The following is a 24708-nucleotide window of genomic DNA, read 5'->3' as shown; positions in this document are numbered from 1 at the left end:
TGCGCCTCGCCCCGCCCTCCCCGGGCGGGCGCGTCAGCCGATGAGCTGGTCGAGCGTGTTCTCCAGCTCGTCGAAGAACCCGGTGGGCCACTGGTCGAGCATGCCGTCCGCGTCGACCCGCGGGCTGACGACCTCGACGCCGGTGCCGTCTCCGCGGAAGTAGTGGAACACCGCCCGCCCGGCGCTCAGCCGTCCATCCTTGACGGCGAGTCGCACGCCGTTGATGACGTGGTCGCTGTGCGTCTCCATGATCACCTGGGCGCCCTGGGCTGCGGCGGCCGCGCACAGCGCCGCCATCTGCGTCTGCCCGTGCGGGTGGAGGTGCGCCTCCGGGTTCTCCAGGAGGACCAGGGAGCCGGGGCGTGCGGTGAGGCAGGCGACGACGACCGGCAGGACGTAGGTGAGGCCGAAGCCGACGTGACTGGGCCGGCGGCGCCGGGTGGCACCGAGCGTGCCCTGGAATCCGTACGACAGGCGTACGGCGTCGGTGCCCTCGATGGCCTCGGCCCTGATGTCCACGCCGGGGCACAGGTCGCCCATCCAGGCGGCGGCCTGGTCGCGCAGCAGGTCGGACGCGGCCCGCTTGTGGTGCAGCGGTCCTGCCGGGACCGTGTCGTCGGCGTGGTGACGCAGGTAGTTGACGGTGTGTTCCCCGCGAACACCGAGGAAGCCCCGGCCGATGGCCGCGTGGTGGTCGCGCGGGTAGAACTCGGCCGGCGAGATGCGGTCGGCGTGCAGGTACTGGAAGGGGGCAGTGAGGAACGACGGGGCCACGGCCTCGGGCCCGGTGGGCGCGGCGGACCCCTCGGAGGTGAGCGGCAGGTCCACGTCGAGGAGCGGCAGCAGGTTCTGCTCGGGCTCGTACTCGACGGTCCATCCGTAGCGGCGCGGGCCCTCGTCGACGGCGAAGCCGATGCGGGGCTCGTCCTCCGTGAAGTCCTCGTGGAGGACGTCCACTCCGGTCCCGAGGGCGACGAGTTCGCCGTTGAGCAGGAAGCCCTGGTTGCCGACGGCGTGCCGGAGTCCGGCCCGTTTCGCCTCGGGCAGGAGTCCCGCCACAGCGAGGTCACCCGCCTCGTACGACTGGCGCAGAAGGGCGATCGATTGCAGGACGCTGCTCTTGCCGGACGAGTTGAGGCCGGTGAGCAGGGTGAGGGGGCCGAGCGGTAACTCCAGGTGCTGGAACGCCTTGAAGTTGTGCAGCGTCAGACGCTCGATCACTGTTCAGCCACCCCTCGGAACAGCCGTGCCATGTACTGGAATCTCGTGCGGATCCTCGCCGGCGTCCCGGTGCCGATGGAGATCGACCGGTCGAAGTCCCAGTCGTCCATGAGCGCGAAGAACCCGTCGTGCACCCTGGCCGGGAACGCTACCAGTCTGTCCCGCTCGTGATCGTCGAGAAGCGCGAGATGGACGGAGATCGTCTCGAAGAGCGCCTTGTTGATGACCGGGGAACTGCGCTTCCCGCCGTGCCACTTGCGGAAGGCGTGCTCACCGAACAGCTCCTTGGCGCACCGCATGGCCACCCGGAACTCCCGTGTCAGCTGCGCCCGCCGCTCCTCGCCGAGGCTGTTGACCCGGTACATCGCGGCGGTCAGGAACCCGTCGAAGTCCTTCTCGGTGTGCTCGGCCGGATTGCTCAGGCGGAACGCGAGGAAGCGCAGCACCATCTCCCGGTCGGCCATCCGCTCGTTGGACACGCTCCACCGGGTGGCCTCGCCGAACGTCGGGTCCTCGGCGAGGTCCGCGAGGAACTCCCGGACCGGCCCCCGCACCAGCGCGTGCCGCAGCTCCTGCTGGGTCAGCGGCATGCCGGTGGTGTTGATTCGGGAGAACACGTTGTGCTTGACGGCCTCCGGGGTGCCCTGCTGCATGATGTGGACGGTGAGCTGGGTCTCGCGCAGCCGGATCTTCAGCCGCCCGGTCAGGTCCTGGTACGTGCTGCCGTCGAAGTTGCCGAGGTAGTCCAGGCCCCGCAGGGCCAGGGGGCCGAGGCCGGTGAGCCGGGGCTCCATGAACCGGGCGATGGCGGTGAGCCGCTGGACGCCGTCCACCACCGCCCACTTGTCCTCGTCGTCCTGGGCCATGTGGAAGTTGGAGATCGGGATGCGCAGCAGCAGCGACTCGATCAGACGGCTCTGCGCCCGGTCGCTCCAGATCCCGGCCCGGCGCTGGAAGTCCGGCGCGAGATCGATCATGCCCTCCCGCAGCCGGGACAGCAGCAGGTCCACGGTCGTGGTCTCCGTGTGGATCTTGATACTGTCGGGCCGGAACGGGGCGGAGATGCCGTCGGCGTCCCGGTAGGGGCCGTCCTCCTCGTCCTCCTCGTCGGAGGGGAGTTCCAGTTCGACGCCGGTCGGCCGGCCGTCGGCCCCGATCTCCAGGGCGGGCCCCAGCGGCAGGAAGAGCGTGTCCGACCCGCCGTCGACGTCCTCCGGTACGGCGTACCCCCGGGGCCCCGCCGACCGGCCCCGCCCGGTCCCCGGGCCGCCGCCGCCGTCCTCCAGCTCCGCCGCCATACTCCCCGCTCCCCACCGCCGCTTCCATCCCCACCCCACCCTATAGACGCCGCCCCCCAAATTCGTTGACCCGAGTCGTCGGCACTTCAGGACGTCCGGAGGTTCTTCCCGGTCCGGTGCGCGCGTCCCGTACCGCCCGTGACGGGGAGACCGGGCTCGCCCAGGTCTGCCAGCGCCGCACGGATGGTGGCGATCATCGCGTCCGGCCGGAGGAAGGCCTCCGTGGCGGTGAAGCGCAGCACCCGCCTCACGCCCACACAGGTGGCCAGTTCGTTGAAGCGCCGGGTGTCCCGTGCGTGGGCTTCGCGCGTGCCGTGGAAGGCGTAGCCCTCGATCTCGACCACCAGGCCCTCGGCGAGGAAGAGGAAGTCCGGGCGGAGGATCCGGCCGGCCTGCGTGCGCAGTTCCACCTGGGATGCCGGGCGCAACCCGGCGTCGTGCATCCGCAGACGCGCGAACGTCTCGGCCGGCGACCCGGCGGCCGGGTCCGTCAGGCGCAGCCAGCGCCGGGCTCGCACCGCCCCGTGCAGGGGCGGGGCTAGCTCGGCCGCGAGGCCGGCCAGGGTCACCAGGGCCGGGCGGCTCACGCCCGCCACTCGGCGAGGCGAGAGGGCGGAGTCCGCGGCGACGACGGCGTCGTCACGAGGTCCGGCGCGCAGGAGGTCGGCAACCGTCCGCGCGGGTGTGGTCACGACAAGCCCTTTCCGTACGGTCCGGTCGCTGTCGGTGAGGCACACCGCCGCGTGCACGCGGGTGCCCGCGGGCTGGTCGGTCGAGCCGCGGTACGTCGTGCTGAACTCCAGCGGCGCGGAACCGGGGCCGTGCCCGAGCAGTTCGACGCCGTGCAGCGCGGCGGCGGTGCTGTGACTGCAGACGAGATGGGGGCGCAGTATCTGCATCGCGCGGGCCCGTAGCAGCCAGTCCACCGTCACACCCGGCGCCGACCACGCGCCCCTGTGAATCGGCAGCCAGCCGTCGCGGCGGAGGCGCCGGGTGAGCCTGCGAGCGGGCCAGCCGGCGGCCAGGGCGTGGGCGGTCAGCAGCACACCGTTGCGGGTGAGTCGTGTCAGATCCTGCACAAGGGAAGTGTCCGACGCCGCCCGGCAGGCGCGCGCCCCCTGTGGATAACCGGCCCCGCCCGGCGCCGCCGGCCGGGGCAGCGGACTCCACGGGCGTCGCGCGGTGGGAACAGGCGATCAGCCGTCGTGGGTCGGGGGCAGGGGCAGGGGCAGGGGCAGAGGAGTACGGTCCGGTCGGCCCGACGCCGCGCCAGACTGAGCGCGTAAGCGGCGTCCTGGCCCGGCGGCGTGACCGTCCGAGGCCGCCGGCGCGAGCAGAGCGGTCAGCGCCGCAGGTTCAGCTCGGCGACCACCGTCTTGCCGACGGGAGCACGGTCGAGGACCTCCCACCGGTCGGCGAGCGCCTCCACCAGAAGCAGACCCCGGCCGGTCTCCGCGAGCGGCCCGAGCGCGGGGCGGGGCGTGTCCGGGGCCGGGGGCCGCAGCTCGCCCCGGGTGTCGGAGACCTCGATGCGCACGGTTGGGCCGAGGAGCTTGACGGTGACCTCGAAGTCCCGGCCGGGGACGCGGCCGTGCGTGACGGCGTTGGCGGCCAGCTCGGCGACGAGCAGGGCCGCCGTGTCGGACGCCTCGCTGCCGTGCGGCACGCCCCAGGCGTCGAGCTGGTGCAGCGCGAGCCGGCGGGCGAGGCGGGCACCGCGCGGGGTGGAGCTGAACCGCTGGGTGAACACACGTACGGTGACGGGGTCTTGGCGGGTCGCCGGGGTGGACGGTGGTGTCATATGCCCACTGTGATGCCGGAACGGGCGGGTTCACCAGCACCGCCCTGCGTACGCTGAGTCAGCGTACGCACACATTCGGTGGACGGTACGCGACACGGTGCGTGACGATGGTCGCGGTCGGAAACGGTACGGCGGGTGGCACGGGAGGTGGCCGACGGTGGGCTACGAGAACACGGACAGCGGCACGGGGGCGGGAGCGGGCGGTACGGAACCGGGGGTGTCGGACAGTCTGCGCACGTTCGGAGCGGTCGTCCAGGCCCTGCGGGAGCACGCGGGCCTGAGCCGTGAGGAGTTCGGCGCCCTGGTCCGCTTCTCGAAGCACACGGTCGCCTCGGTGGAACAGGGGCGCAGGATGCCGGACCGGGAGTTCGTGGAGCGGGGGGAGGCGGCGCTCGGCAACACGGGGGCGCTGCGGAGGGCCGCGCCTACGCTGACACGGCAGGCGGGGTTGGCTAGTTGGTTCCGGCAGTGGGCTCGGCTGGAGGCGAACGCGGTCACCCTGTGGACCTACGAGTGCCGAGTGATTCCCGGCTTGCTCCAGACCGAGCGGTACGCACGAGCGGTGACCGAGAGCGTGCCGCCGGTGAAGGACGAGGAGCAGGTGGCCAAGCAGGTTGCGGCTCGGTTGGAACGCCAGCAACTGTTCGAGCGCAGGCCCCCGATCGCGTTCAGCTTCATCATCGAGCAAGCGCTCCTTGAGCGCGGCACGGGCGGCCCTGACGTTACGCGGGAGTTGCTCGACAGCCTCTTGGAGCGGTCGGTGCAGTTCAACGTCGAGTTGCAGATCATGCCGCGATACCAGCCTGATCACGCAGGGTTCGACGGGCCGTTGATGCTCCTGGAATCCCCGGACAACAAGTGGTTCGGCTACGCAGAGGGCCAGCGTGGCGGCATGCTGATCGCGGACACGAAGGAGGTCAGCATCACGCTTCAGCGGTATGCGAGACTGCGCTCACAGGCTCTCACCTCCGAGGACTCCAGGAGCCTGCTGAAGCAACTTCGAGGAGCGCTATGAGCAGCATCGACGAACGGGCTTGGTTCAAGAGCAGCTACAGCGGATCCGACGGTGACGCCTGCGTCGAGGTGGCTACGGGCACGGAGGCGATCCACGTAAGGGACTCCAAGGATCAGCAGAGCCCCGAACTCGCCCTCTCCCCCGCCGCATGGCACGACTTCGTCACCTACGCCGCCCAGGGCTGACGACCACACCTCACGCCCCGCGCCGGAACCGTCCGGCGCGGGGCGTCGCCGTTCACCGAGCGGGTGGCGTCCATTTGCCCTTGTCGACAGCTTCCTGAAGCCGCGCGGAGAAGTAGGCGTGCGCCTCGCGCATTTCCTCCTCGCGGTTGGCCTTGTAGAAGGGAGCGGTGTAGCCCTCGGGTGGCTCGTGGCGCTCCTTTTTCTGGTAGGCGAGGAAGTGCTCGTAGTGCTCCTTGGTCTGCCCGAAACCGTAGGTGTACCGATTCCCTGCAATCTTGCGCTCGCTGGAGTCGAACCACGTAACGGCGTCGAAGTCCTGCATGATCGGGAATCGGGACTTATACATGGCGACGAGAGCGTCAGCGCTTACACCGAGCCAAACGGCGACAAGTGCGTCGATCTCCACGAGGGCCGCTCGCCGCGCCCGCTCGGTCCGCAGAGGGGTACTCCGCGTCCACGCAGGGCCGACAGTATGCAGAGGTTGCAGCTCAGGCCAGTCACACGCCCAGGGCTCGTAGGCGGGCCACGTGGTGTCGTACAGCTCCTCCCAAAGCTCTGCGTAGGCCTCAGTGAGGCAATTGAGGCGAAGCGTGCGAAGCAGCAGGCCAGAAGCGAGTGGGTGCTCAGCAGTGGGCACTGGCATCAGCTTGGCCCCGGCTACCCGAAGATCACCACGCCCCGTAGTACGCAAGAAATAGTCCGCAGGAAGTGCCGACCAGAAGCCGCCAACAAGGGCATCGAAGGCTGAGTCGCCGCTAGTCATGCTTTGGATTTGATCGACGTGGGCCGGCCCTGGAGGCAGAAGGGTCACGTACAACGCCCGTTCCGTATCCGGAGCAATTTGACGTCGCCACGCCACCCGATAGAACTCCGTGTACGGCCTCCTCAACCGTCGCAGCAACTCCGCCTCTACCTGCTCCTCGGTGACGTCCGACGCCGTCACGCCGAAACGCCCGGCCGCAGTATTCCGCGCCCGCATCACCTCACGCCCAGACGCCTTGAGTTGCTCCAGCGTCCTGCCATCGCTCCACACGTCTTGCGCTGCCCGGTACACCTCGGGCTTCGCGACGTACACGTATTCGGACTCCGGTACGGCGTCGTCCGGCAGGGTCGCCGGGTTGAGCCCCAGAACCTCGCCACCGCCCTGGCTCGGCTGCTTGAACATGGGGTTGGCCAAGCCGATCTGCGGGCCCTTCAGGATCACCTCCGACCAGTTGGCTGGCCGCCGGGCCACACCTGTGTCGTCCGGCGTGTTGTAGTCGATGAGGTCGTCTGCTTTGGCCCCGCTCTCGTCGTAACCACGTGCTATCTGCGGCTCGTATGCCGCAAGCCGCAGCGAATAGTCCGCAAGCGCTTCGATCGCCTGCTCTTCCGCCGTGCTTACCGGCGACAGCAGTCGGGCCTGGCGTACAGGATGTGCCTCGTCGTCGGTGAGTTTTCGCCAGCGGGTGAGCGTTGCCTCGTTCACCCGGACGATTCGCTTGCGGTGTGGGCGTTCGTCCCAACTATCCCCGTAGCGGACCCCGGGATCGGAAGCTGTGCCGTCGTCATTGGCCGACAGACGCAAGGCGTCCACGGAGAAGAGCCAGGAGAGGTGGTCAAAGCCGATCTCTCCCGCCTGTCCGTAGATGTGTACCCCAAAGTGACTGGATCGGCCGACAGGTGGCGGGAAGAACCTATTGCCCGAGTTTACGAAGTCGCCGTGCACTCGCAGCCTGGTGTAAGCGGCTTCACGCAGCCGCCCCTCCTTGTCACCACTGAAATGCGAGTCCGGGTGGACCAGGCCCACGGAGCCGTTATTTCCCATGTGCTGCCACGTCTGGCACATAAAGGCCCGGTACAAGTCCGGTTGGGTTCCCGCGAGCAAGGGGTACACCGGGCCGGAACCCAGCATCGCGCCCATGCCGCTCGTCGCTGCCAGCTCTGTGAGCAGATATGCGTTAGCGCGGGACGACTTCAGCAGTTGCTCACGCCGCCGTGTTCGTTCCACCTTGGTCGGCTTCTCAGTGAGCATGAACCACGGTTCGTGCTCGGCAAGAATCGGGTTCTCCTCCCACCTCGGCCGCACCCAAGGGGGGTTCCCTACCTGAAGGTCGAACCCGCCCGCAGGCCCCCGGAAAACGTGCGCGAAGTGCAGCTCCCAATGGAAGAAGCCGTGCCCGTCCTCCGCCTTTATGTCCTTCTCCGTCGTGCCGGCGATGTCCTCCACCGTGTTCAGCCACGGGTAGCGGAACGGCAGCAGCACGGCCGGTCGCATGCCGAGGAAGCCGGCCAGGCTGTCCTCCACGTCGGACAGCCGGTCCAGGGCCTCGTCCGGAGTGAGGTTCTCGATGCCGGACAGGAAGGAGTTCTCGGGCATGTCGACCGTGCCGAGTACGCTTTCCAGGAAGTCCAGCCAGTCGGCGAGACTCCGGAGCGGGACGGGTCCGGAGCCTTCCGTGGCCTGCGCCGACGCCGCAATCCCCTCCGTCGCGTACACCGGGTTCGTGCCGTCGAGTTCGCCGACCTTGTCCAGCGGCCAGAACCACAGCGCGCACCAAGCGTCCATCACCGTTTTCAGCCGCCAGTACGGCGTGCCCTGGCGGGTCAGGTCGTCGAGGACCTTCTGCTTGTCCTCCGCCTCGGAGGACTGCTCCAGCCAGTCCGCGCCCCACACATCGACGCGACGCGACACCGCTCGCTCGGAGAGTTCGAGGCGGGTGGCCACCAGCGACCACAGGAACTCGGCGCGACGGGCGAGCCCCTGGAGCCGCCACAGTTCGGTCTTCTCAGCGGCCCTGTGCCAGCTCGCGTGGCGGGCCCGCTTCTCGTCCTCCGTCTCCGGTCGGGACGTCTTCTCGCCGGTCCTCGGGTCTTTGACCACCTTGGTCGCGGTCTCCCGGAACGGCTTCGGCCCCTTCGGCGCCTTCTGCACCCCCTTGCGCCACGTGCCGAGCGCCTTCGCCTCGGCCTCCGCGAGCTTCTTCGCCTCCGGCTCCCCCGCGACCGCGCCCCAGCCGATCGCGGGCAGCAGGAACTGGTGCACCGCGCCCTCGGGCAGCGGGCCCTCCCTGAACGGCAGGTCGGTCGGCGGGAGGGTGTTCTTCTTGGCCAGCCACCCGCCGTCCGTCAGGACGTCGGCCTTGTAGACCTTGCGGCCCGCGCCGATGAGGGAGTTGCCGCGCCGCAGGTGCAGGCCGAACCAGGGGGCCCGCATGCCCGGGTGCATGGAGTTGAGCCAGAGGGAGACCTCGGCCAGCTCCACCGCCGTGGCGTTGAGGTCGACGCCGTAGGCGTTGTGCAGGGCGATGTACGCCTTGGCCTTCTGGAGCTCGATCTGCCGCAGCTCGGGGTCCACCCGGCGGCCCAGCTCGCGTTCGCGCCGCCGCAGGTACTCGGCGGCGACCTGGTCGATGGCCTCGTTGAGGAACGCGCCCGAACCGAGGGCCGGTTCGCAGATCTTCCACTCCAGCAGTTCCTTCGCCAGGGTGACGGTGTCGTTCTGGTCGAGCCGGTGCTTGAGGGCCAGTTCGACGGTGACCTCGGTGAGGGACTTCGGGGTGTAGTAGGAGGCGGAGGTCTGGCGGTCGCGGCCGGCCAGACGGTAGACGAAGGTGCCCTCGGGGTGGACCACCCGCTCCCGTCGGCCGGTCTCCTCGTTCGTCCGGGTGACGAAGACGCCGTCCTCGTAGTCCTGGACGCGGTCGGCGGGGATCGTCCAGCTTCCGCCCGAGGGGTCGCCGCCCTTGGCGACCTCGTACAGCTCCTTCTCGGCGATGGAGCCGGTGTAGGACATCAGGCCCTCGTACACCGCGCCGAGCTGGTTGATGCCGAGCTGGGCGTAGGAGATGAACCCGCCGCGCTCCCGGCCCCGGCCCTGGGTGAGCATCAGGCGGCGCAGCACCTTGTGCAGGGTCTCGTTGCGCAGCCGGGTGTCCAGGAACGGGCGGCGCTTCTCGCCCTCGCCTCCCCGGTACAGCGGGTTCTCGATCTGGTCGTCGGAGATGAGGCGGACGGCCTCCTTGGTGAACAGCTCCGAGCGCAGGGCCTCGAAGCGCAGGCCCGCGCTGGTGCTGCGGGCGGCGGCGCGGCGGGCGCGGTCGGCCTCGCGGACGCGCTCGGTGTGCTCGGCGCGGGTGATCGTGCCTGCGGCGAGCAGCTCGTCGGCCTCCCGCTCCGCCTCGGCGGCCTCGCGGGCCGCGGCCTCGGCGGCCAGGTCCTCGGGCTCGGTGCCGTAGGGGCGGTGCCCGCGCTCGACCTTGTCGAAGAGCAGCTCCAGCGACTCGTACAGGTGGAAGCCGCGCCGGGAGCGCTCGCCGACGAGGTCGCGCAGGACGAGGTCGCCGAGGCGCTGGAGGCCGTAGCCCTCCTCGTACTCGGGGTAGTCGGAGGGCAGGATGCCGAGGGCGGGGCTGGCCTCGGCGTACAGCAGGAACAGGATCCGGTACAGGTAGCGCAGCGCCTCGCGGCTGAGCTCCTTGGCCAGGCGGGCCGGGTCGTCGAGGTCGGCCGGGGTGACGCCGTTCTCCGGGTCGCGCAGGCGGGCCAGGACCGCGTTGGCGATCCACTCCACGCTCAGGCGCAGACCCTCGCGCAGTTCGGTGGAGACGCCGACGGCGTGCTTGCCGGACTTGTCGAGGAAGCCGGCGAGCGGGGCGGTGCCGCCCTCGTCGGGGACGCGCAGCGAGTCGGCACCGAACAGGGCGGCCACGGTGTCGAGTTCGCCGCCGTGGCGGTCGTCGCGCCGGTTGAGGGCGGCGTCGAGGTCGGCGGCGAGGTAGCGGCCCTCGGGCCAGGCGAGGCGGTCGGCGAGGACGATCACGCCGCCGACGACCAGCAGGACGTAGCGCGGGGGTGCGTCGCAGGCGAAGAGGAAGTCGGTGAGGGCCTTGGCGTCCTTGAGAGGAGCCGCCGACGCCTCCAGGTCCACGGGGTGGAGCAGGCGGCCCGCGTCGTCCGGGTCGAGGGCGGCGTCCGGGTCGGTGGTCCAGCCGCAGGAGACGGCGTACAGGCCGGGCTCGGCGTGCAGGACCTGGAGGGTGTGGGCGTGGTCGGCGCGGTGGACGGTGACGGTCTGCTCGTGGGCGTCGGTGTAGCCGAGGGCGTGCAGGGTGTCCAGGTGGCTCTCCGTGAACCGCTTCCGCCAGCCCTCGGGTTCGGGCGCGCCGGGGTCGACGAGCGCCGCCGCGTCCGCCGCGAGGGCCGCGCGGCCCGCGAAGTAGGGGCCGTGCAGGGCGCGCAGTCCCTCGCGGGGGGTGCGGGCGCGCGGGGAGACGGAGTCAGGGCCGAGACCCTGGCGCTTGGCCTCGGCGACGGCGTCGGCGTGCCAGCGGCGTTCCCGCTCCTCGAAGGCGGCCCAGCGGGCGAGGAGGCCGTCCTTGGCCTTGAGGTCCTTGGGGAGGACTTCGGCGAGGTAGTGGGCCGAGAGGTAGTCGCCGTGGTTGACCAGCGAGTCGTACGTCACGTCAGTTCTCCGCCTGGGCGTCGGACGGGTGGGCGTCGGACGCGAAGGTCCCGCCCGTGGAGTCGGCGTCGTCGTCGGCGTCCGGGGCGGCCGGGTCGCCGGGGCGGTCGAGGACGGCCAGGACGCGCAGCAGCGGGCGGCCGGTGGTGTGCAGCTGGTCCAGCAGCCGGGCCAGTTCGTCGGCGGTCTCCTCGACGAGGCGTTCGCGGCGGCCGGTGATGCCGGGCAGCAGGGAGTCGGCGCGCCACCGGGCCACGTGCGCGCGGTAGGTGGCCAGCGGCTCGCTGATCTGCTCCTCCCAGGCGGCCCTGCCCGCGTCGAGGTGGGCGCGGGCGGCGGCGACGGCGGCCGGGACGAGGGTCTGGAGCCGGTTCAGGTCGCCCGGCCCGCCGGTGCGGGCCAGCCTCGGGCCGACCTTCGCGTCGCGCAGCGCGTCCGCCATGGGGCGCACCTCGGGCGTTCCGGTGCCGTCGGTGCCGAGCCCGGTCACGGCCATCCAGCGCACCACGGTGGGACGGCCGAGGGCGTTGGAGTGGATGCCCTGGACGAGGAAGACCGGCCCGTCGACGTGCGGCGTGGTGATGACCGGGGCCTCCTGCCGGCCGAACTCGACGAGGACCTTGTCCGTCAGCCACTCCACCACCGGGTGGATGTCGGTGAGGAAGGAGACCTCCGGCCACATGGTGGCGCTGCTGTCCCTGGCCTCGGTGAGCTTGCGCTGCGCGAGGGTGCGGTCGAAGGTGACCAGCATCCGCTCGGCGACGCGCTGCTCCTTCAGGTAGGAGGGCGGCAGGGCCTTGAGGCGGTGGAGCAGGTCGGGGGCCTTGGCCGGGGAGAGCGAGAAGTAGGCGCCGCCCTTGGCGTCGGTGCCGGACGACAGGCCGATCAGGTCCCCGGCGCGCTCCTCGTAGACCTCGTCGAGGGCGGTGGAGACGAAGGCGGCCGTGTCGCCCTCGAAGAGGGAGATCAGCTCGGCGCGCGCGGGCAGCTCCTGCTCGGTGATCGCGTCCACCTGGCCGAACAGGTCGGCGAGGGCGGTGTCGTCCTCGGGGGCGGGCTCCAGGAAGTCCTCGACCGTGCCGCCCCGGACCAGTTCCCGGATGAGGCGGCGCTCCTCCTCCTCGGCCCGGTAGAAACCGGACACGGCCTCGGCCGTGCCGTCCAGCTTGTGCGCCTCCTCCTCGCGGCGGAGCAGCTTCTCGGCGACCGTGCGGTCGTCCTTGGCGCCGGGGACGGCCGAGGTCATGATCAGCGCCCGGAACTGGGGCTCGTGCTTCTGCCCGTAGCGGTCGATACGGCCGTTGCGCTGCTCGATGCGGATCAGCGACCACGGGATGTCGTAGTGGATCAGGTGGTGGCACTGGCGGTGCAGGTTGACGCCCTCGGAGGCGACGTCGCCGGTGAACAGCAGCCGGACCGGGTTGTCGGCGAGGCCGAACGCCTCCAGGACCTTGGCCTGTTCGTCGTCGCTGAGGCCGCCGTGCATGACGGTGACGGCCTTCGTCGTGCCGTCGGCCGCGACCGGGAAGCCCAGCCGGGCGGGGACGACCCGGGCCAGCCAGGTAAGCGTGCGGACGCGTTCGGAGAAGACCACGGCCCGGGTCGTGGACCGGGGGCCGACACCGATCTCCTTCAACTGCTCGACGAGCGCGTCCAGTTTCGCCGAGTCACCGGGGGCGGTGCCGTCGCCCATGCCGGCGACGATGTCCCGCAGCCGGGCGAGGGCCGCCTGCTCGGGGGCGATGGCCGGGTCGGGCCGCAGTCCCTTCTCCTCGGCCTTGCGGACCCGCTCCCCGAGGGTGACGAGGCGCTTGTCGACCGTCTCGCCGAGGGCGACGTGGGAGGAGAGGAACGTCTTGAGCAGCTGGTAGGCGAAGAGCTGCTCGGTGGCGACCGACGTACGGTCCTGGTCGGCCGTGCCGAACTCCGTGCTCGTCCGCGGGGCGGGCAGCCAGTGCTCGGTGAGCTCGGTGAAGATCCGCTCCTCCGCCTCGGTCGCGGCGCAGTGCAGGGAGACGGTGGGGCCGCGGTCGGGCCACTCGGTGCCCATCTCCTCGCGCACCTCGGGGCTGATCTTGGTCCGGCGGATGTAGAGGTGTCCGAGGTCCTCGGCCGGGTCGTAGTGGTCGCGGTCGGCGATGGCGGCCGGGTCGAGCAGCGAGATCAGGTCGGCGAAGGACCGCTTGTCGCCGTTGTGCGGGGTGGCGCTGGCGAGCAGCAGGGCGTCGGTGCGCGGGGCGAGGATCTCGGCGAGGGCACGGCGCTGACTGCCGGGGTTGATCAGGTTGTGCGACTCGTCGATGACGACGGCGTCCCAGCGGATGCGCTCCAGGTGGTGCCGGTACTGGCCGATGTTCTTGAGCGTGTCCACGGAGATGATCACGCGCTTGTAGTGCGTGAACGGGTTCCGGCCCGCCGGGATCTCCCGCTGGATGCGCTGGATGCCGAGGGAGTCGAGCCGCACCAGGGGGATCGAGAAACGGGTCCACAGCTCGTGCTGGAACTGCTCCAGGATGCTCTGCGGCGTCACGACCAGGATGCGCTCACCGCGGCCGCGGCGGATGAGTTCGGCGAGGGTCAGGCCGATCTCCAGGGTCTTGCCGAGGCCGACGACGTCGGCGATCAGCACCCTCGGGCGCAGGTTGCGCATGGACAGGGCCAGCTCGGCGGGGCGCTGCTGGTAGACGAGCGGGTCCAGCAGGAAACGGTCGGCGAGGGCGAGGCCCCGCTCCGACTGGGGCAGCGGCGTCTTGCGCAGGACGGCTTCGAGGAACAGGCGGCTGCGCCGGAAGTACGAGGAGGTGTCGGGGACCAGGCGGGTCTTCTCCGGGTCGAGCAGTTCCACCGTGTCGATCCCGGAGAAGAAGACGGCTTCCTCGTCCCGTACGAACTCGGACACACCGACGGCCTCGATCCGCTCCCCGTCGTGGTCGGTCGTGGTGGTGTTGCGGACCAGCCACTCCTCGTCCCGTACGAGGATCTGCGCCCCCGGCGGGAACCGGGTCCCGTCGTGCGTCGCCCCCTGGTCGGTCACCTGCGGCCCCTCCGTCTTCCCGTTCGTCATGCTGTCCTGCGCCCGCAAGTCTGTCACGGAGGCGGAGGGGGCCGTGCAGGCTTCGGCGCGCGAGGCCGGGCAGCTCAGAAGCGTGCCTCGCGGGCGTATGCGGCGCGGATCCGCTCGGCGATCCGCAGGGGCGCCGTGGGGCGGACGCCGGGGGTCCTGCCGCTTCGGGGCGGGCTCCCGTCCTGCCCGAGGACGATCTCCCGAGGGACTGAGGCGCCGGCGCTCCCGGATTCCCCGCCGGGTTCGTCGTCGGCGGCGTGCTGCCCCGCCCCGGCCGGTACCGCCACGTCCGCCTGCTCGTCGTCCTCCACCGCCGCCGGGTCGACGGCGGTGGGCGTGTAGGCGGAAACGCCGGCTCCGGGCGCGGACTCGAGGGCCGGCGCGGGAAGCTGGGGCACGACGATCTCGGGTGTCAGGTCGGTCAGGCGGCGTTTGGCCTGGAAGGCGGTCAGGCCCTGGTCGCGGATGACCCGCACGAGGCGCTCGATGACTCCGGGCAGAGCGGGCCGGGCGTCGGGGTCCGGCGCGAGCATGTCGGTGATCAGGGGGCCGAGCTCGGGAGGGAGGTCCGTCAGATCGGGAGGAGTCGCCGGGTCCTCGATCTTCAGAGCAACGGCCTGCCAGCTCGGTCCCTCGTACGGGTAGTGTCCGGTCGCGGCGAACAGCAGCACCGCACCCAGCGCGTAGACGTCCGCCGACCGGTCCAGTTGGTGCTCACCCCGGGCCTGCTCCGGCGGCATGCACAGCACGCTGCCGACGACGAAGCCGGTCGCCGTCAGGGTGGTGCGGCGCTCCGAGAGCACGGCGAGACCGAAGTCGATCACCTTGGGGCCGTACCGGGACAGCAGGATGTTCTGCGGCTTGAGGTCACGGTGGAGCAGCCCCGCTTCGTGCACCGTGCCGAGACCCTCCGCCAGGAGCGCCCCCAGGCTCGCGGTCTCGGCGAGCGGGAGCGGACCGTGCTCGGTGACGAACGTGCGCAGATCCGGTCCGGGGACGTACTCCACGGCGAGCCACGGCTGATCGGCGTACGCGTCGGCTCCGACGAAGGCCGCGACGAACGGCCCGTACACCGTGCGCAGGCTCTCCACTTCGGACAGGAAGCGTGCGCGGGTGTCCTCGTCCAGGACGGAAGGCTTGATGACCTTCACGGCGGCCTGATGGCCGGCCGCGGACTCACCGAGGTACACCTGCCCCATGCCGCCGGCCCCGATCCGGCACACGAGCGAGAAACCCCCGATCTCCCTCGGGTCCTCGTCCCTCAGTGGTTCCACTGTGCCAAGCCTCCCCCCGCGTGGCCTGCAACCGCTGCTCTGCAATGCGTCGACCCAGACCGCAGTCAGTCTATGCAAGGCCGCGCTCTTGGCCTTCCCCCAATGGGCTGCGACAGGTTCTGTGCCACAGGGCTCACGGCATCAGGCGGGGGAGCTTCGAGGCCGCGTCCGGACGGCCGTCGTGCGCGCCGTGCGAGGCACCAGAAGGGGACCCGCACGGCGCGCACAGCCTCGCTAGGCCACGGAGCGGAAAGCCGGCAGGTAGCCCTTGGACTGGCCTGCGGCCTTCGGGTGGTAGGAGTTGCCGATCGGGACCGTCACGCTGTGCAGCCACACGTCGCTCGAGCAGATCTCGTGCCCGGTGAACTCGTCGACGACCGAGGAGAAGGTGAACCCGGCGTTGGCCGCGCGCTTCGCCAGGACGCCGTTCAGCACGTCCGAGGCGTTGTTGATGGCGCCGCGCTCGGTCTCGGTGAGACCCACGACGCAGCTGCCCGACAGCTTGTAGAAGCGCGGGTACCCCAGCACGACCACGTGTGCCTTCGGGGACCGGGAGCGGATGCCGGAGTACAGCGAGTCGAGCTTGCCCGGCAGTGAGTTCCGCATCTGCGCGACCGCGGTGTCGACCCGGGACACGCAAGTGGCCTCGCTCTGCAGCACACAGGTCTGCATGACGTCGGCGAAGCCCACGTCGTTCCCGCCCGCGGTGACGCTGACCAGCGAGGTCGACGTGGTCAGCGCGCTCAGCTGGCCGGAACTCACGCTCGACGTCGTCGCGCCCGAGCAGGCGACGAACCGGAAGGACGACGGGGCGTTGGCGTTCGCCCAGAGCTGCGGATACGCCAGGGTGCTGCGCTTGCAGTCACCGCTTTCGGACGTGTAACTGCCCGCGCCCACCCCGGAGGAGTAGGAATCGCCGAGAGCCACGTAGTTGCCGCCCGCGGCCGAAGCCGGCTGCGCCAGACCGAGCACGGCTGCGGCACCCATGGCGAGGGTCGCCAGATATGCCCCAAGAGAACGCACGGACACGTCAGTCCGCCCTTCTGATGTGGAGATCACCGGAATGATTGATGAAGCGACCAAGGTTGTAGCAGCCGTTCATACCGCTCGGTAACACCCGCGGCAGAAGTCATCCGGTATGCCTGAATGATCAGCCAACGGGTCGAGCTCCGCGCGTAGACAAACGTTCAACCCATGCCGGTCGCATAACGATCGGGGAGTGACACGCCGCCGCGGCGGCCGCGGGTGGGCACGGTCGCCACGGCGTCCCGGCCCCCGTCCGCCGCCGCGGACGGGGGCCGTGGGCGTTCGTCAGACCAGCGGGGTGTAGTCCAGGTTCGGGAAGTAGTCCTCGCGGGTGCCCGTGCGGCGGACGTCCCAGGTGGCGCAGTGCAGGGAGCCGCCGTACTCGAAGACGTGCCGGAAGGGCACCGTGAAGACCTCGAAGCCCCGGTCGGCCAGCAGGTCCTGGAGGGGCTTCTCGTTCTCCTCGCAGACGACCTTGGTCGGGGAGATGCTGAGCACGTTCATCGACAGCCACTTGGAGGACTGGCAGTACAGCGGCATCTCGTCGTTGGTCAGCACCGGCTGCGGGGCCTCGACCAGTTCCCAGTCGTTGGCGAGGAACATCTTCTCCTCGCCCTCGCGCAGCGGGCGCTCGGGGTTGGTGAGGATCAGGCCGGGACGCAGCGGCACGAAGGTGCAGTCGATATGGGAGGGGAAGAAGTCCAGCGGGAAGTGCACGGTGTGGACGCGGAAGCCGCGCGGCTCCAGGTGCTGCCTGAGCCAGCGGATGCCCGCCCGGTTGGTGGTCATCGACTCCTGCACGAGGATGTCCCGGCCGAGCCGGCTCATGTCGGCGGCGTCGAAGACGACCTCGTCCTGCGTGACGCAGAACTCGAAGGCGTGCATGCGCTCGTGCCGCTCCTCGAGCGGCCAGTTCCAGAAGTCCTCGCGGTACATGCCGTCCGCCATCGAGGGCTTGGGCGCGGTGGTCCACTGCACGCGCGGGTCGGCGTTCCAGTACTCGTAGACCAGTTTGCGGTACGGCTGGTACTCGAAGTAGCGGGCCCGGCGGGACATCGTGGCCTCGACGATCTCGTTGCCGAGGGTGATCATCACGTCCCGCGGGCAGACCGCGCAGTACTGGTTCTCGGCCTCGAAGTCGGGCGTGGTGACCGGGCGGGTGAAGTCGTGCGGGGCGGGGCGGCGGACCGTGACGCCCTGGGACTCCAGGAGCCGGACGAGTCCCTGGAGCTCCTCGTTGGCGAGGTCGATCGCCTCCTTGGACTTCGGGCCGGTCGGGAAGGGCGTGTCGGGGGCGTTGCGGATGGCGGGGCGGCTGCCTGGCTCGGTCGGTTCGAAGCAGGCGTTGTCGGCCGAGCCGACGACCATCTCCTCGAGCGGGTCCCATTCGTTCCAGGAGTTGACGACCACGGAGTCGTTGTGCATGGGTGCGGTCACCTGTCTGTGAGGGCGGGGCGTGGCGGAATGTGCGTCGGCGGGGCGGGTCAGGCGTCGGCGAGGCTCGCCGGGCGCATGTCGGTCCAGTTCTGCTCGATGTGGTCCAGGCAGGTCTGCCGGTCGCTGTCGGCGAGGACGACGTCCCAGCCGGGCGGCACCAGGGCGAAGGCGGGCCAGAGGCAGTGCTGGCGTTCGCCGTTGACGAGCACGTGGAAGGTGCCGTCCTCGTTGTCGAAGGGGTTGGTCATGTCGTTCTCCCGGTGGGTGGTGCGGCATCGGTGCCGGCCCGCAGCGCGGTGAGCACGGCGGCGAGGGCCCTGGGTGTGCGGTGGCGGAAGACGGCCGAGACGTCGAGGGTCACGTCCAGTTCGGCCTCGACGCGGCCGGCCAGGCGCAGCGCGGTCAGTGAGTCGCAGCCGAGGTCGAACACGTCGTCGTCGGCGCCGACGGCCGTGCGTCCGAGGACGCCGGCGGCCAGGTCGCACAGGAGCTGTACGCCGGCGTCCGGCGAGGCGGCGGAGGGGTCCAAGGGGCGGAGGAAGCGCCCGGTCGGGGCGGTGAGCGCCGACGGCAGGGCGACGAGCAGCTCGCGCAGCCGGGCCGCGGCCCGTTCGCCGGTCCCGGCGTCGAGGAGGTCGGCGCGGTGGCCGATCTCCAGCCGGAGGCGGCTGCCGGGCGCGACCATGAGCTTCAGCGGGTAGTGGTATGGGTCGTGGCCCGCCAGCCCGACCAGGCGCAGACCGTCGTCGGGGCTGGGGAGGGCCTGGGCCAGGGGGAAGTTCTCGAAGACCACGCAGCTGTCGAACAGCGGGCCCCGCCCGACGGCCCGCTGCACCTCGGCCAGGGCGAGGTGCTGGTGCGGCAGCAGCACGGCCTGCTCGCCCTGCAGGCGGCGCAGCAGGTCCGTCACCGGCTCGTCGGCGTTCAGGCGGACCCGGACCGGCACGGTGTTGACGAACATGCCGACCGTCTCGGCGACGTCCGGCAGGTCGGCCTCCCGGCCGGAGACGACGGCGCCGAAGACCACGTCCCGCCGCCCGGTGAGGTCGTGCAGGCACAGGGCCCACACCGCGCGGAGCAGGGTGTTGGGGGTGACGCCGTGGCCGCGGGCCGCGTCGAGCAGGGCGGCGGTGTCCGTCTCGGACAGCTCGACGGTGAGGGTGCTGGGCAGGACCCGTACGCGGGCGGTGTCGCGGCCGGGGCCCACCAGGGTGGGGCCGGGCAGGCCGGTCAGTGCCTCGGTCCAGGCGGTGCGTGCCTCGTCCCGGTCCTGCGCGGCGAGCCAGTCCAGGTGGTCGCGGTAGCGGCCGGGAGCGGGCAGGTCCCCGGCGTCGCCGTCGCCGTCGAAGAGTGCCAGGAGGTCGCGCAGCAGCAGCGAGGTGGACCAGCCGTCGGCGAGCAGGTGGTGCATGGCCAGCACCAGTTCGTGCCGGTCCTCGGCGAGCGCGAGCACGGTACAGCGCATCAGCGGCGGCACGGCGGGGTCGAAGCGGCGGTGCCGGTCGGCGTCCAGGAGCGCGGCGCGGCGGGCGTCCCGCTCGGGGCCGTCCAGTCCGGTCAGGTCGTGGACCCGCCACGGCATGCGGACGTGTTCCGCCACGGCCTGCACCGGCTCGCCCGAGCGCCGCTGGACGAAGGCGGCACGGAGCATCGGGTGGCGGCGCAGCAGGGCGTCGCACGCCCGCCGGAACCGTTCGACGTCCAGGGTGCCCTCGGTCTCCATGGCGATCTGCACGGTGTAGACGTCGAGGTCCTCGCCGGCGTAGCGGGCGTGGAAGAGCAGTCCCTCCTGGGTGGGTGTCATCGGCAGGAGCTGCTCGACGGGGCTTCCGATGCGGGCGGCCAGCCGGGTCCGCTCGGCGGCGTCGTCCTGTGCGGCGCGGGCCGGGCGCGCGGTGGCGTGGACGACGAGGGCGCGCAGGGCCGCGAACCACAGGTCCGCCAGTTCCGCCGCCTCGGAGTCGGTCAGGAGGCGCCGGGCCCACCGCCAGTGGGCGACGAGCCGGGGGCCGTCGGGGCCTTCCTCGACCGCGGCGTCGACCTCGACGACGTGGGTGAGCGGCATCCGCGGATCGGCACCGAGCGGCAGCGCGCCGGACTCGGGCGCGACGCCCCAGTCCTCGTCCCCGGACGCCGAACCGTTCTGCCGGCCCAGGTAGTTGAAGCAGAGCTGGGGTGCCGTGAGGCCGGCCAGGCCGGCCTCCGTGGCGGGGTTGAGGTGGCGCAGCAGGCCGTAGCCGAGGCCGTTGCGCGGCACCCGCCCGAGCTGGGCCGTGACCCGGCGCACGGCCTCGCCGAGGCGGTCGTCGGACGCCGGGTCGGCGTCGTCGGGGCTCCAGCCGGGGACCTGCGGGTCGAGGCGGACGGGGTACAGGGAGGTGAGCCAGCCGACGGTCTCCGACAGGTCGGCGTCCTGCTCGAGCGGTTCGCGGCCGTGGCCCTCGACGTCGATCACGACGGAGGTGCCGCCGGGGCCCGGGCGGGTCCGGGCGGCCATCGCGAGGGCGAGGGCGGTGAGCAGCACCTCGTTCGTCCGGGCGCCGAGCGCGGTGGGCACCGTGGCGAGGAGCTTGCCGGTCAGGTCCTCGGGCAGGGTGCGGCGCAGCTCGCCGGCGGTGGCCTGGATGTCCCGGGACGGCGACAGGGGTGCGTCGGTGAGGACGAGTCCGCCGGCGTCCAGAGTCTTCTGCCAGTACGGGAGTTCGGCGAGGACGTCCGGTGTGTGCGCCGCCCGGTGCAGGGCGCCGCTCCACTCGGCGAGCGGCAGCGGCACGGGGCCGAGCCGTACGGGGGCGCCGGACGCGACGGTGCGCCAGGCGGTGTAGAGGTCCATGAGCAGGATGTGCCAGGACACCGCGTCGACGGCGAGGTGGTGGACGGTGACGAGCAGACGTCCCGGCCGGGTGTCCCCGGCGTCGAACCAGGTGGCCCGCAGCATGGCGCCGTCGCGCGGGGCGAGGCCGTCGGCGTCCTCCGCGGCGCAGGCGGCGATCCGGTCGCGCAGCTCCTCGTCGCCGGCGGCCTGGGCGGTGACGTCGACCCTCCGCACGGTGCCCGGGGGCATCGTGCCGGGGGCCGGGTCGACGGCGAGGGAGCCGTCCTCGCGCAGCCGTCCGCGCAGTGCCTGGTGGCGGGCCAGGACGGCGTCCACGGCGGCGCGCAGCCGGTCGGTGCCGAGGGCGGGCGGCACGCGCAGCAGGGTGGACTGGTGGTAGGCGTCGTAGCCGCCGCCGTGTGCGTGCAGGCGCCGCATGAGGGGCGTGGCGGGGACGACGGCGGCGGCGGGCCGCGGGGTGGCGGGGGCCGGGGCAGCGGGCGCCGGGGCGGAGGTGGCCTCGGTGGGCCGCGGGCCGGTGGGCTTCTCCGGTCCGGTCCGCGGCGGCGTGTCCGCCAGGGAGGCGGCCAGGGCGGCGGACGTGCGGTGCGTGAACACCTGCTTCGGCGTCAGCCGCACCCCCGCCTCACGCGCCCGCGCCACCAGCTGGATCACCGTGATCGAGTCACCGCCGAGACCGAAGAAGTCGTCCTCGACCCCCACCGCCTCCAGCCCCAGCACCTGACCGAACAGACCCGCCAGCGACGACGCGGCGGCACCGTCGTCGGGAACGGAGGCCGAGGCGGCCGGTTCGGCCTTCGCCGGCGCGGTCTCTCCCAGGGAGGCGGCCAGGGCGGCGGACGTGCGGTGCGTGAACACCTGCTTCGGCGTCAGCCGCACCCCCGCCTCACGCGCCCGCGCCACCAGCTGGATCACCGTGATCGAGTCACCACCGAGACCGAAGAAGTCGTCCTCGACCCCCACCGCCTCCAGCCCCAGCACCTGACCGAACAGACCCGCCAGCGTCGAGGCCGGACCGCCGTCCGGGGCGGGAGCCGGCACGGTCTCCGGTGCGGTCCGCGCGGGCGCGGGCCGCTCGGGCCGTCCGGGCTCCGGGGCGTGCTCGGGCGCGGGCAGGGCGGCTCGGTCGACCTTGCCGTTGGGGGTGAGCGGGAGCCCGGTCAGCGGGACGAAGGACGAGGGCACCATGTAGGCGGGCAGCCGTTCGGCGACGCGGTCGGCCAGGCCGGTCAGGTCGCCTCCGGGGCCGGACACCACGTACGCCACCAGGCGGGGTGTGCCGCGCCGGTCCTCGCGCACGGCGGCGGCCACTCGGGCGACCGCGGGGTCGGTGCCGATCACGGCCTCGACCTCGCCGAGTTCGATCCGGTGGCCGCGGATCTTGACCTGGTCGTCGGTGCGTCCGGCGTAGACCATGAGGCCGTCGGGCCGCCACCACGCGAGGTCGCCGGTGCGGTACATGCGGGCGCCCGGCTCACCGAACGGATCTGCGACGAAGCGGGCCGCGGTGAGACCGGGGCGGCGGGCGTAGCCCCGGGCCAGGACGTCGCCGCCGATGTACAGCTCGCCGGGGACGCCGGGCGGGACCGGGCGCAGCCAGGGGTCGAGGACGTAGAGGCGGGCGGCGGGCACGGGGCCGCCGATGGGCACCGCGCCTCGGGGCAGCGGGTCGCCGGGCTCCAGTCGGTACTCCATGCAGCCGACGGTCGCCTCGGTCGGGCCGTACTCGTTGACGACCGTCACGCCGGGGTGGCCGGCGCGCCACTCGGCCAGGGCCTCGCCGGTGAGCTGCTCGCCGCCGAGGACGAGTTGCCCGGTGGGCGAGTACCAGTCGGAGGAGGCGACGAGCACCGGCAGGTGGCTGGGGGTGGCCTTGACGAAGGCGGGCGGCGGGGCCCCTGCGCCGGCCGGGGCATCGACGTCGGTCAGGTCCACGACGTGGACCAGGCCGCCCGCGGTCAGGGGACCGAGGATGCCGGTGACGGTCAGGTCGAACGACGGCGGCGAGTGCACCAGCGCCCGGTCGGCCAGTCCGGGGTAGGCGGCGCGGGCGAAGGCGAGGTAGCCGTCGACCGTGCGGTGCTCGACGACCACGCCCTTGGGGCGGCCGGTCGAGCCGGAGGTGTAGATGACGTAGGCGGTGTCCCCGGGCCGCACCTCGGCGTCGGGGGCGGGCCCGTCGAACGCGGCCAGCGCCGCCCGGACGGCCGGGTCGCCGAGCGGGACCGTCGACGGACGGCCGGCGAGGGCGGGGTGGCCGGCGTCGGCGCAGACCACGGCGGCGGGTGCGGCGTCGTCGAGCAGGAAGGCGATGCGCTCCGCCGGGTGGCCGGGGTCGACCGGCACGTACCCGGCGCCGGCCTTCAGCGCGGCGAGCAGTGCCACGATCAGGCCGGTGCCACGCGGCAGGACGACGGCCACCAGGTCGCCGCGGGTGACGCCCCGTTCGGTGAGCAGCCGGGCCAGCCGGCCGGCCGCGTCGTCCAGCTCCCGGTAGGTGAGCGTGCGTGCGGCGTCGGTCACGGCCGGGGCGTCCGGGGTGCGGCGCACCTGCTCGGCGAACCGCCGGGTCAGCGGTACCGGCGCGGGGGACGTGCCGGAGCCGCGGCCCCACCCGTCGAGCACCTTCCGGCGCTCCGGCGCGGTCAGCAGGGGCAGACGGGCGACGGGGGTCGTGGGGTCCTGCGCGAAGCCGTCGAGCAGCAGCCGCAGCCGGGAGGCGACCAGCTCCACGCGGTCGTCGTCGAACAGGTCCTTGCGGTAGCTGAGGTGGAGGCTCAGCCGGGGGCCGGCGAGGGCGACGACGCTGAGCGGGTAGTGCGTGGCGCCGGTGACCTCCTGCCCGCCGGGAACGTCGCCGGCGCCCGCGGCGTCCCGGTCCCCGCCCTCGGTCTGGCGCAGGGGGGCGACGCGCAGGCCGGGGACGGCGTCGCCGAGGGCATCCCAGCCCAGGGGCGCGTCGCCGAAGCTGGTGGCGGTGTCGAACAGCGTGCCGTGGCCGGCCAGGCGCCGCACCTCGGTCAGCCCGAGGTGCTGGTGCGGGGCGAGGGCGAGCTGCTCGTCCTGGATCCGCGCGAAGAGCGCGGCCAGCGGCTCCGCGGGGTCGATCCGCGCCCGCACGGGCACGGTGTTCATCAGCAGGCCCACGATCCGGTCGGCGCCGGGCAGGCCTGCCGGGCGCCCGTGCACGGTCTGCCCGAACACCACGTCGTCGCGCCCGGTGAGCAGGGCCAGCAGCAGCGCCCAGGCGCCCTGGACGACGGAGTTGAGGGTGAGGCCGTGCCGGCGCGCGGCCCGTTCCAGCGCGCGGCTGGTGTCCTCGGGCAGGGTGACGCGGACCAGTCCGGGCAGCGTTCCGTCGCCGCCCTCGGCGGCGCCCGGCGCGACGAGCGTCGGCTCGGCCAGTCCGGCCAGGGCCTCGCCCCAGGCCCGTTCGGCGGCGGCCCGGTCCTGCCGGGACAGCCAGCGCAGGTAGTCGGCGAGGGGCGTGAAGGGGGCGCCGGTGACGGTGCCGTCGCCCGCGGCGTGGTGGTGGTACCGGGTGAACAGATCCTCCAGCACGAGCGGCACCGACCAGCCGTCCAGCAGGATGTGGTGGTACGTCAGCACGAACGCGTGCCGGTCCTCGGCGAGCCGGACGAGCGCGAACCGGATCAGCGGCGGGTCCGCCATGTCGAAGCGCCGGCGCCGCTCGTCCTCCAGGAAGGCGACCAGCCTCTCGACGCGGACGGCGTCCTCCTCGCCCGCGAGGTCGAGCGAGGTCCAGGCCGTGGTGGCGGTGCGGCGGATCAGCTGCACGGGCCGGCCGCCGGTGCGCTCGCGGAAACCGGCCCGCAGCGCGGTGTGCCCGGCGAGCGTGTCCGCGCAGGCGGCCCTGAGCGCGTCGGCGTCGAGAGCGCCGGTCAGCTCGAAGGGTGCCTGGACGGTGTAGACGTCCGCGCCGTCGGGGTCGTACAGGGCGTGGAAGAGCATGCCCTCCTGCAGCGGGGTGAGCGGCAGCGCGGCCTCGATCGGGGAGGGGACGGTGCTCTGCGGCGTCGGCTGCGCGGGCGGTGCCGGCTGCGACGGCCGAGGGTCCTGCGGGGCGGCGTTGGTCTTCACTGTGAGG

13 protein-coding genes are annotated in these 24708 nt (G+C 72.2%); 2 read left to right on the top strand and 11 right to left on the bottom strand.

Annotation, left to right across the window (positions count from 1 at the left end; translation table 11 throughout):
- Positions 1-33: 33 nt before the first annotated feature.
- The 4 genes from AC0VYN_RS09690 to AC0VYN_RS09675 all read right to left on the bottom strand — a co-directional run bounded on the left by AC0VYN_RS09690 (position 34) and on the right by AC0VYN_RS09675 (position 4320).
- Positions 34-1221 carry an AAA family ATPase gene (locus AC0VYN_RS09690; RefSeq protein ID WP_475535621.1) on the bottom strand — a complete coding sequence of 396 codons (1188 nt, stop codon included), beginning with the start codon at positions 1219-1221 and terminating at the stop codon, positions 34-36.
- A complete protein-coding gene (locus AC0VYN_RS09685; protein ID WP_475535620.1) occupies positions 1218-2519 on the bottom strand; it encodes a GmrSD restriction endonuclease domain-containing protein in 1302 nt (433 codons plus the stop codon). The genes AC0VYN_RS09690 and AC0VYN_RS09685 overlap by 4 nt, the downstream gene beginning before the upstream one ends.
- Before the next feature lie 86 nt (positions 2520-2605).
- The gene (locus AC0VYN_RS09680; RefSeq protein ID WP_475535619.1) at positions 2606-3598 is read right to left on the bottom strand and encodes an endonuclease domain-containing protein; all 993 of its coding nucleotides are present in this window, start codon (positions 3596-3598) and stop codon (positions 2606-2608) included.
- 263 nt (positions 3599-3861) lie between these two features.
- A complete protein-coding gene (locus AC0VYN_RS09675) occupies positions 3862-4320 on the bottom strand; it encodes an ATP-binding protein (RefSeq protein ID WP_475535618.1) in 459 nt (152 codons plus the stop codon).
- Between the two features lie 157 nt (positions 4321-4477).
- Here AC0VYN_RS09675 and AC0VYN_RS09670 point away from each other — a divergent pair, with 157 nt between their 5' ends.
- Both AC0VYN_RS09670 and AC0VYN_RS09665 read left to right on the top strand, forming a co-directional pair.
- On the top strand, positions 4478-5335 hold the full coding sequence (locus tag AC0VYN_RS09670) for a helix-turn-helix domain-containing protein (protein WP_475535617.1): 858 nt from the start codon (positions 4478-4480) through the stop codon (positions 5333-5335).
- Positions 5332-5520, top strand: coding sequence for a DUF397 domain-containing protein (locus AC0VYN_RS09665; RefSeq protein ID WP_475535616.1), 189 nt, complete (start codon positions 5332-5334; stop codon positions 5518-5520). Before AC0VYN_RS09670 ends, AC0VYN_RS09665 begins: the two co-directional genes overlap by 4 nt.
- A gap of 52 nt (positions 5521-5572) precedes the next feature.
- Here the strand turns inward: AC0VYN_RS09665 and AC0VYN_RS09660 are convergent, their stop codons facing one another.
- The 7 genes from AC0VYN_RS09660 to AC0VYN_RS09630 all read right to left on the bottom strand — a co-directional run bounded on the left by AC0VYN_RS09660 (position 5573) and on the right by AC0VYN_RS09630 (position 24701).
- On the bottom strand, positions 5573-10963 hold the full coding sequence (locus tag AC0VYN_RS09660) for a DNA methyltransferase (protein WP_475535615.1): 5391 nt from the start codon (positions 10961-10963) through the stop codon (positions 5573-5575).
- Position 10964: 1 nt separating this feature from the next.
- On the bottom strand, positions 10965-14027 hold the full coding sequence (locus AC0VYN_RS09655) for an SNF2-related protein (protein ID WP_475535614.1): 3063 nt from the start codon (positions 14025-14027) through the stop codon (positions 10965-10967).
- Between the two features lie 74 nt (positions 14028-14101).
- Entirely contained in the window at positions 14102-15301 is a 1200-nt protein-coding gene (locus AC0VYN_RS09650) for a serine/threonine-protein kinase (RefSeq protein WP_475535613.1), read from the bottom strand.
- A 234-nt stretch (positions 15302-15535) separates the two neighbouring features.
- Positions 15536-16330, bottom strand: a complete 795-nt coding sequence (locus AC0VYN_RS09645) for an SGNH/GDSL hydrolase family protein (protein ID WP_475535612.1) — start codon at positions 16328-16330, stop codon at positions 15536-15538.
- A gap of 282 nt (positions 16331-16612) precedes the next feature.
- Positions 16613-17752 carry a glycine amidinotransferase gene (locus tag AC0VYN_RS09640; protein WP_385461291.1) on the bottom strand — a complete coding sequence of 380 codons (1140 nt, stop codon included), beginning with the start codon at positions 17750-17752 and terminating at the stop codon, positions 16613-16615.
- A gap of 59 nt (positions 17753-17811) precedes the next feature.
- The gene (locus tag AC0VYN_RS09635; RefSeq protein ID WP_385461288.1) at positions 17812-18012 is read right to left on the bottom strand and encodes an MbtH family protein; all 201 of its coding nucleotides are present in this window, start codon (positions 18010-18012) and stop codon (positions 17812-17814) included.
- A complete protein-coding gene (locus tag AC0VYN_RS09630) occupies positions 18009-24701 on the bottom strand; it encodes an amino acid adenylation domain-containing protein (RefSeq protein ID WP_475535611.1) in 6693 nt (2230 codons plus the stop codon). The genes AC0VYN_RS09635 and AC0VYN_RS09630 overlap by 4 nt, the downstream gene beginning before the upstream one ends.
- Positions 24702-24708 lie beyond the last annotated feature (7 nt).

The sequence above is a fragment of the Streptomyces sp. 63XJN7_1_ISO-PGPR-S23-121 genome (assembly GCF_056173025.1).
Note: the sequence above shows the minus strand (reverse complement) of the source record. Positions and strands in the feature narration are given on the sequence as shown.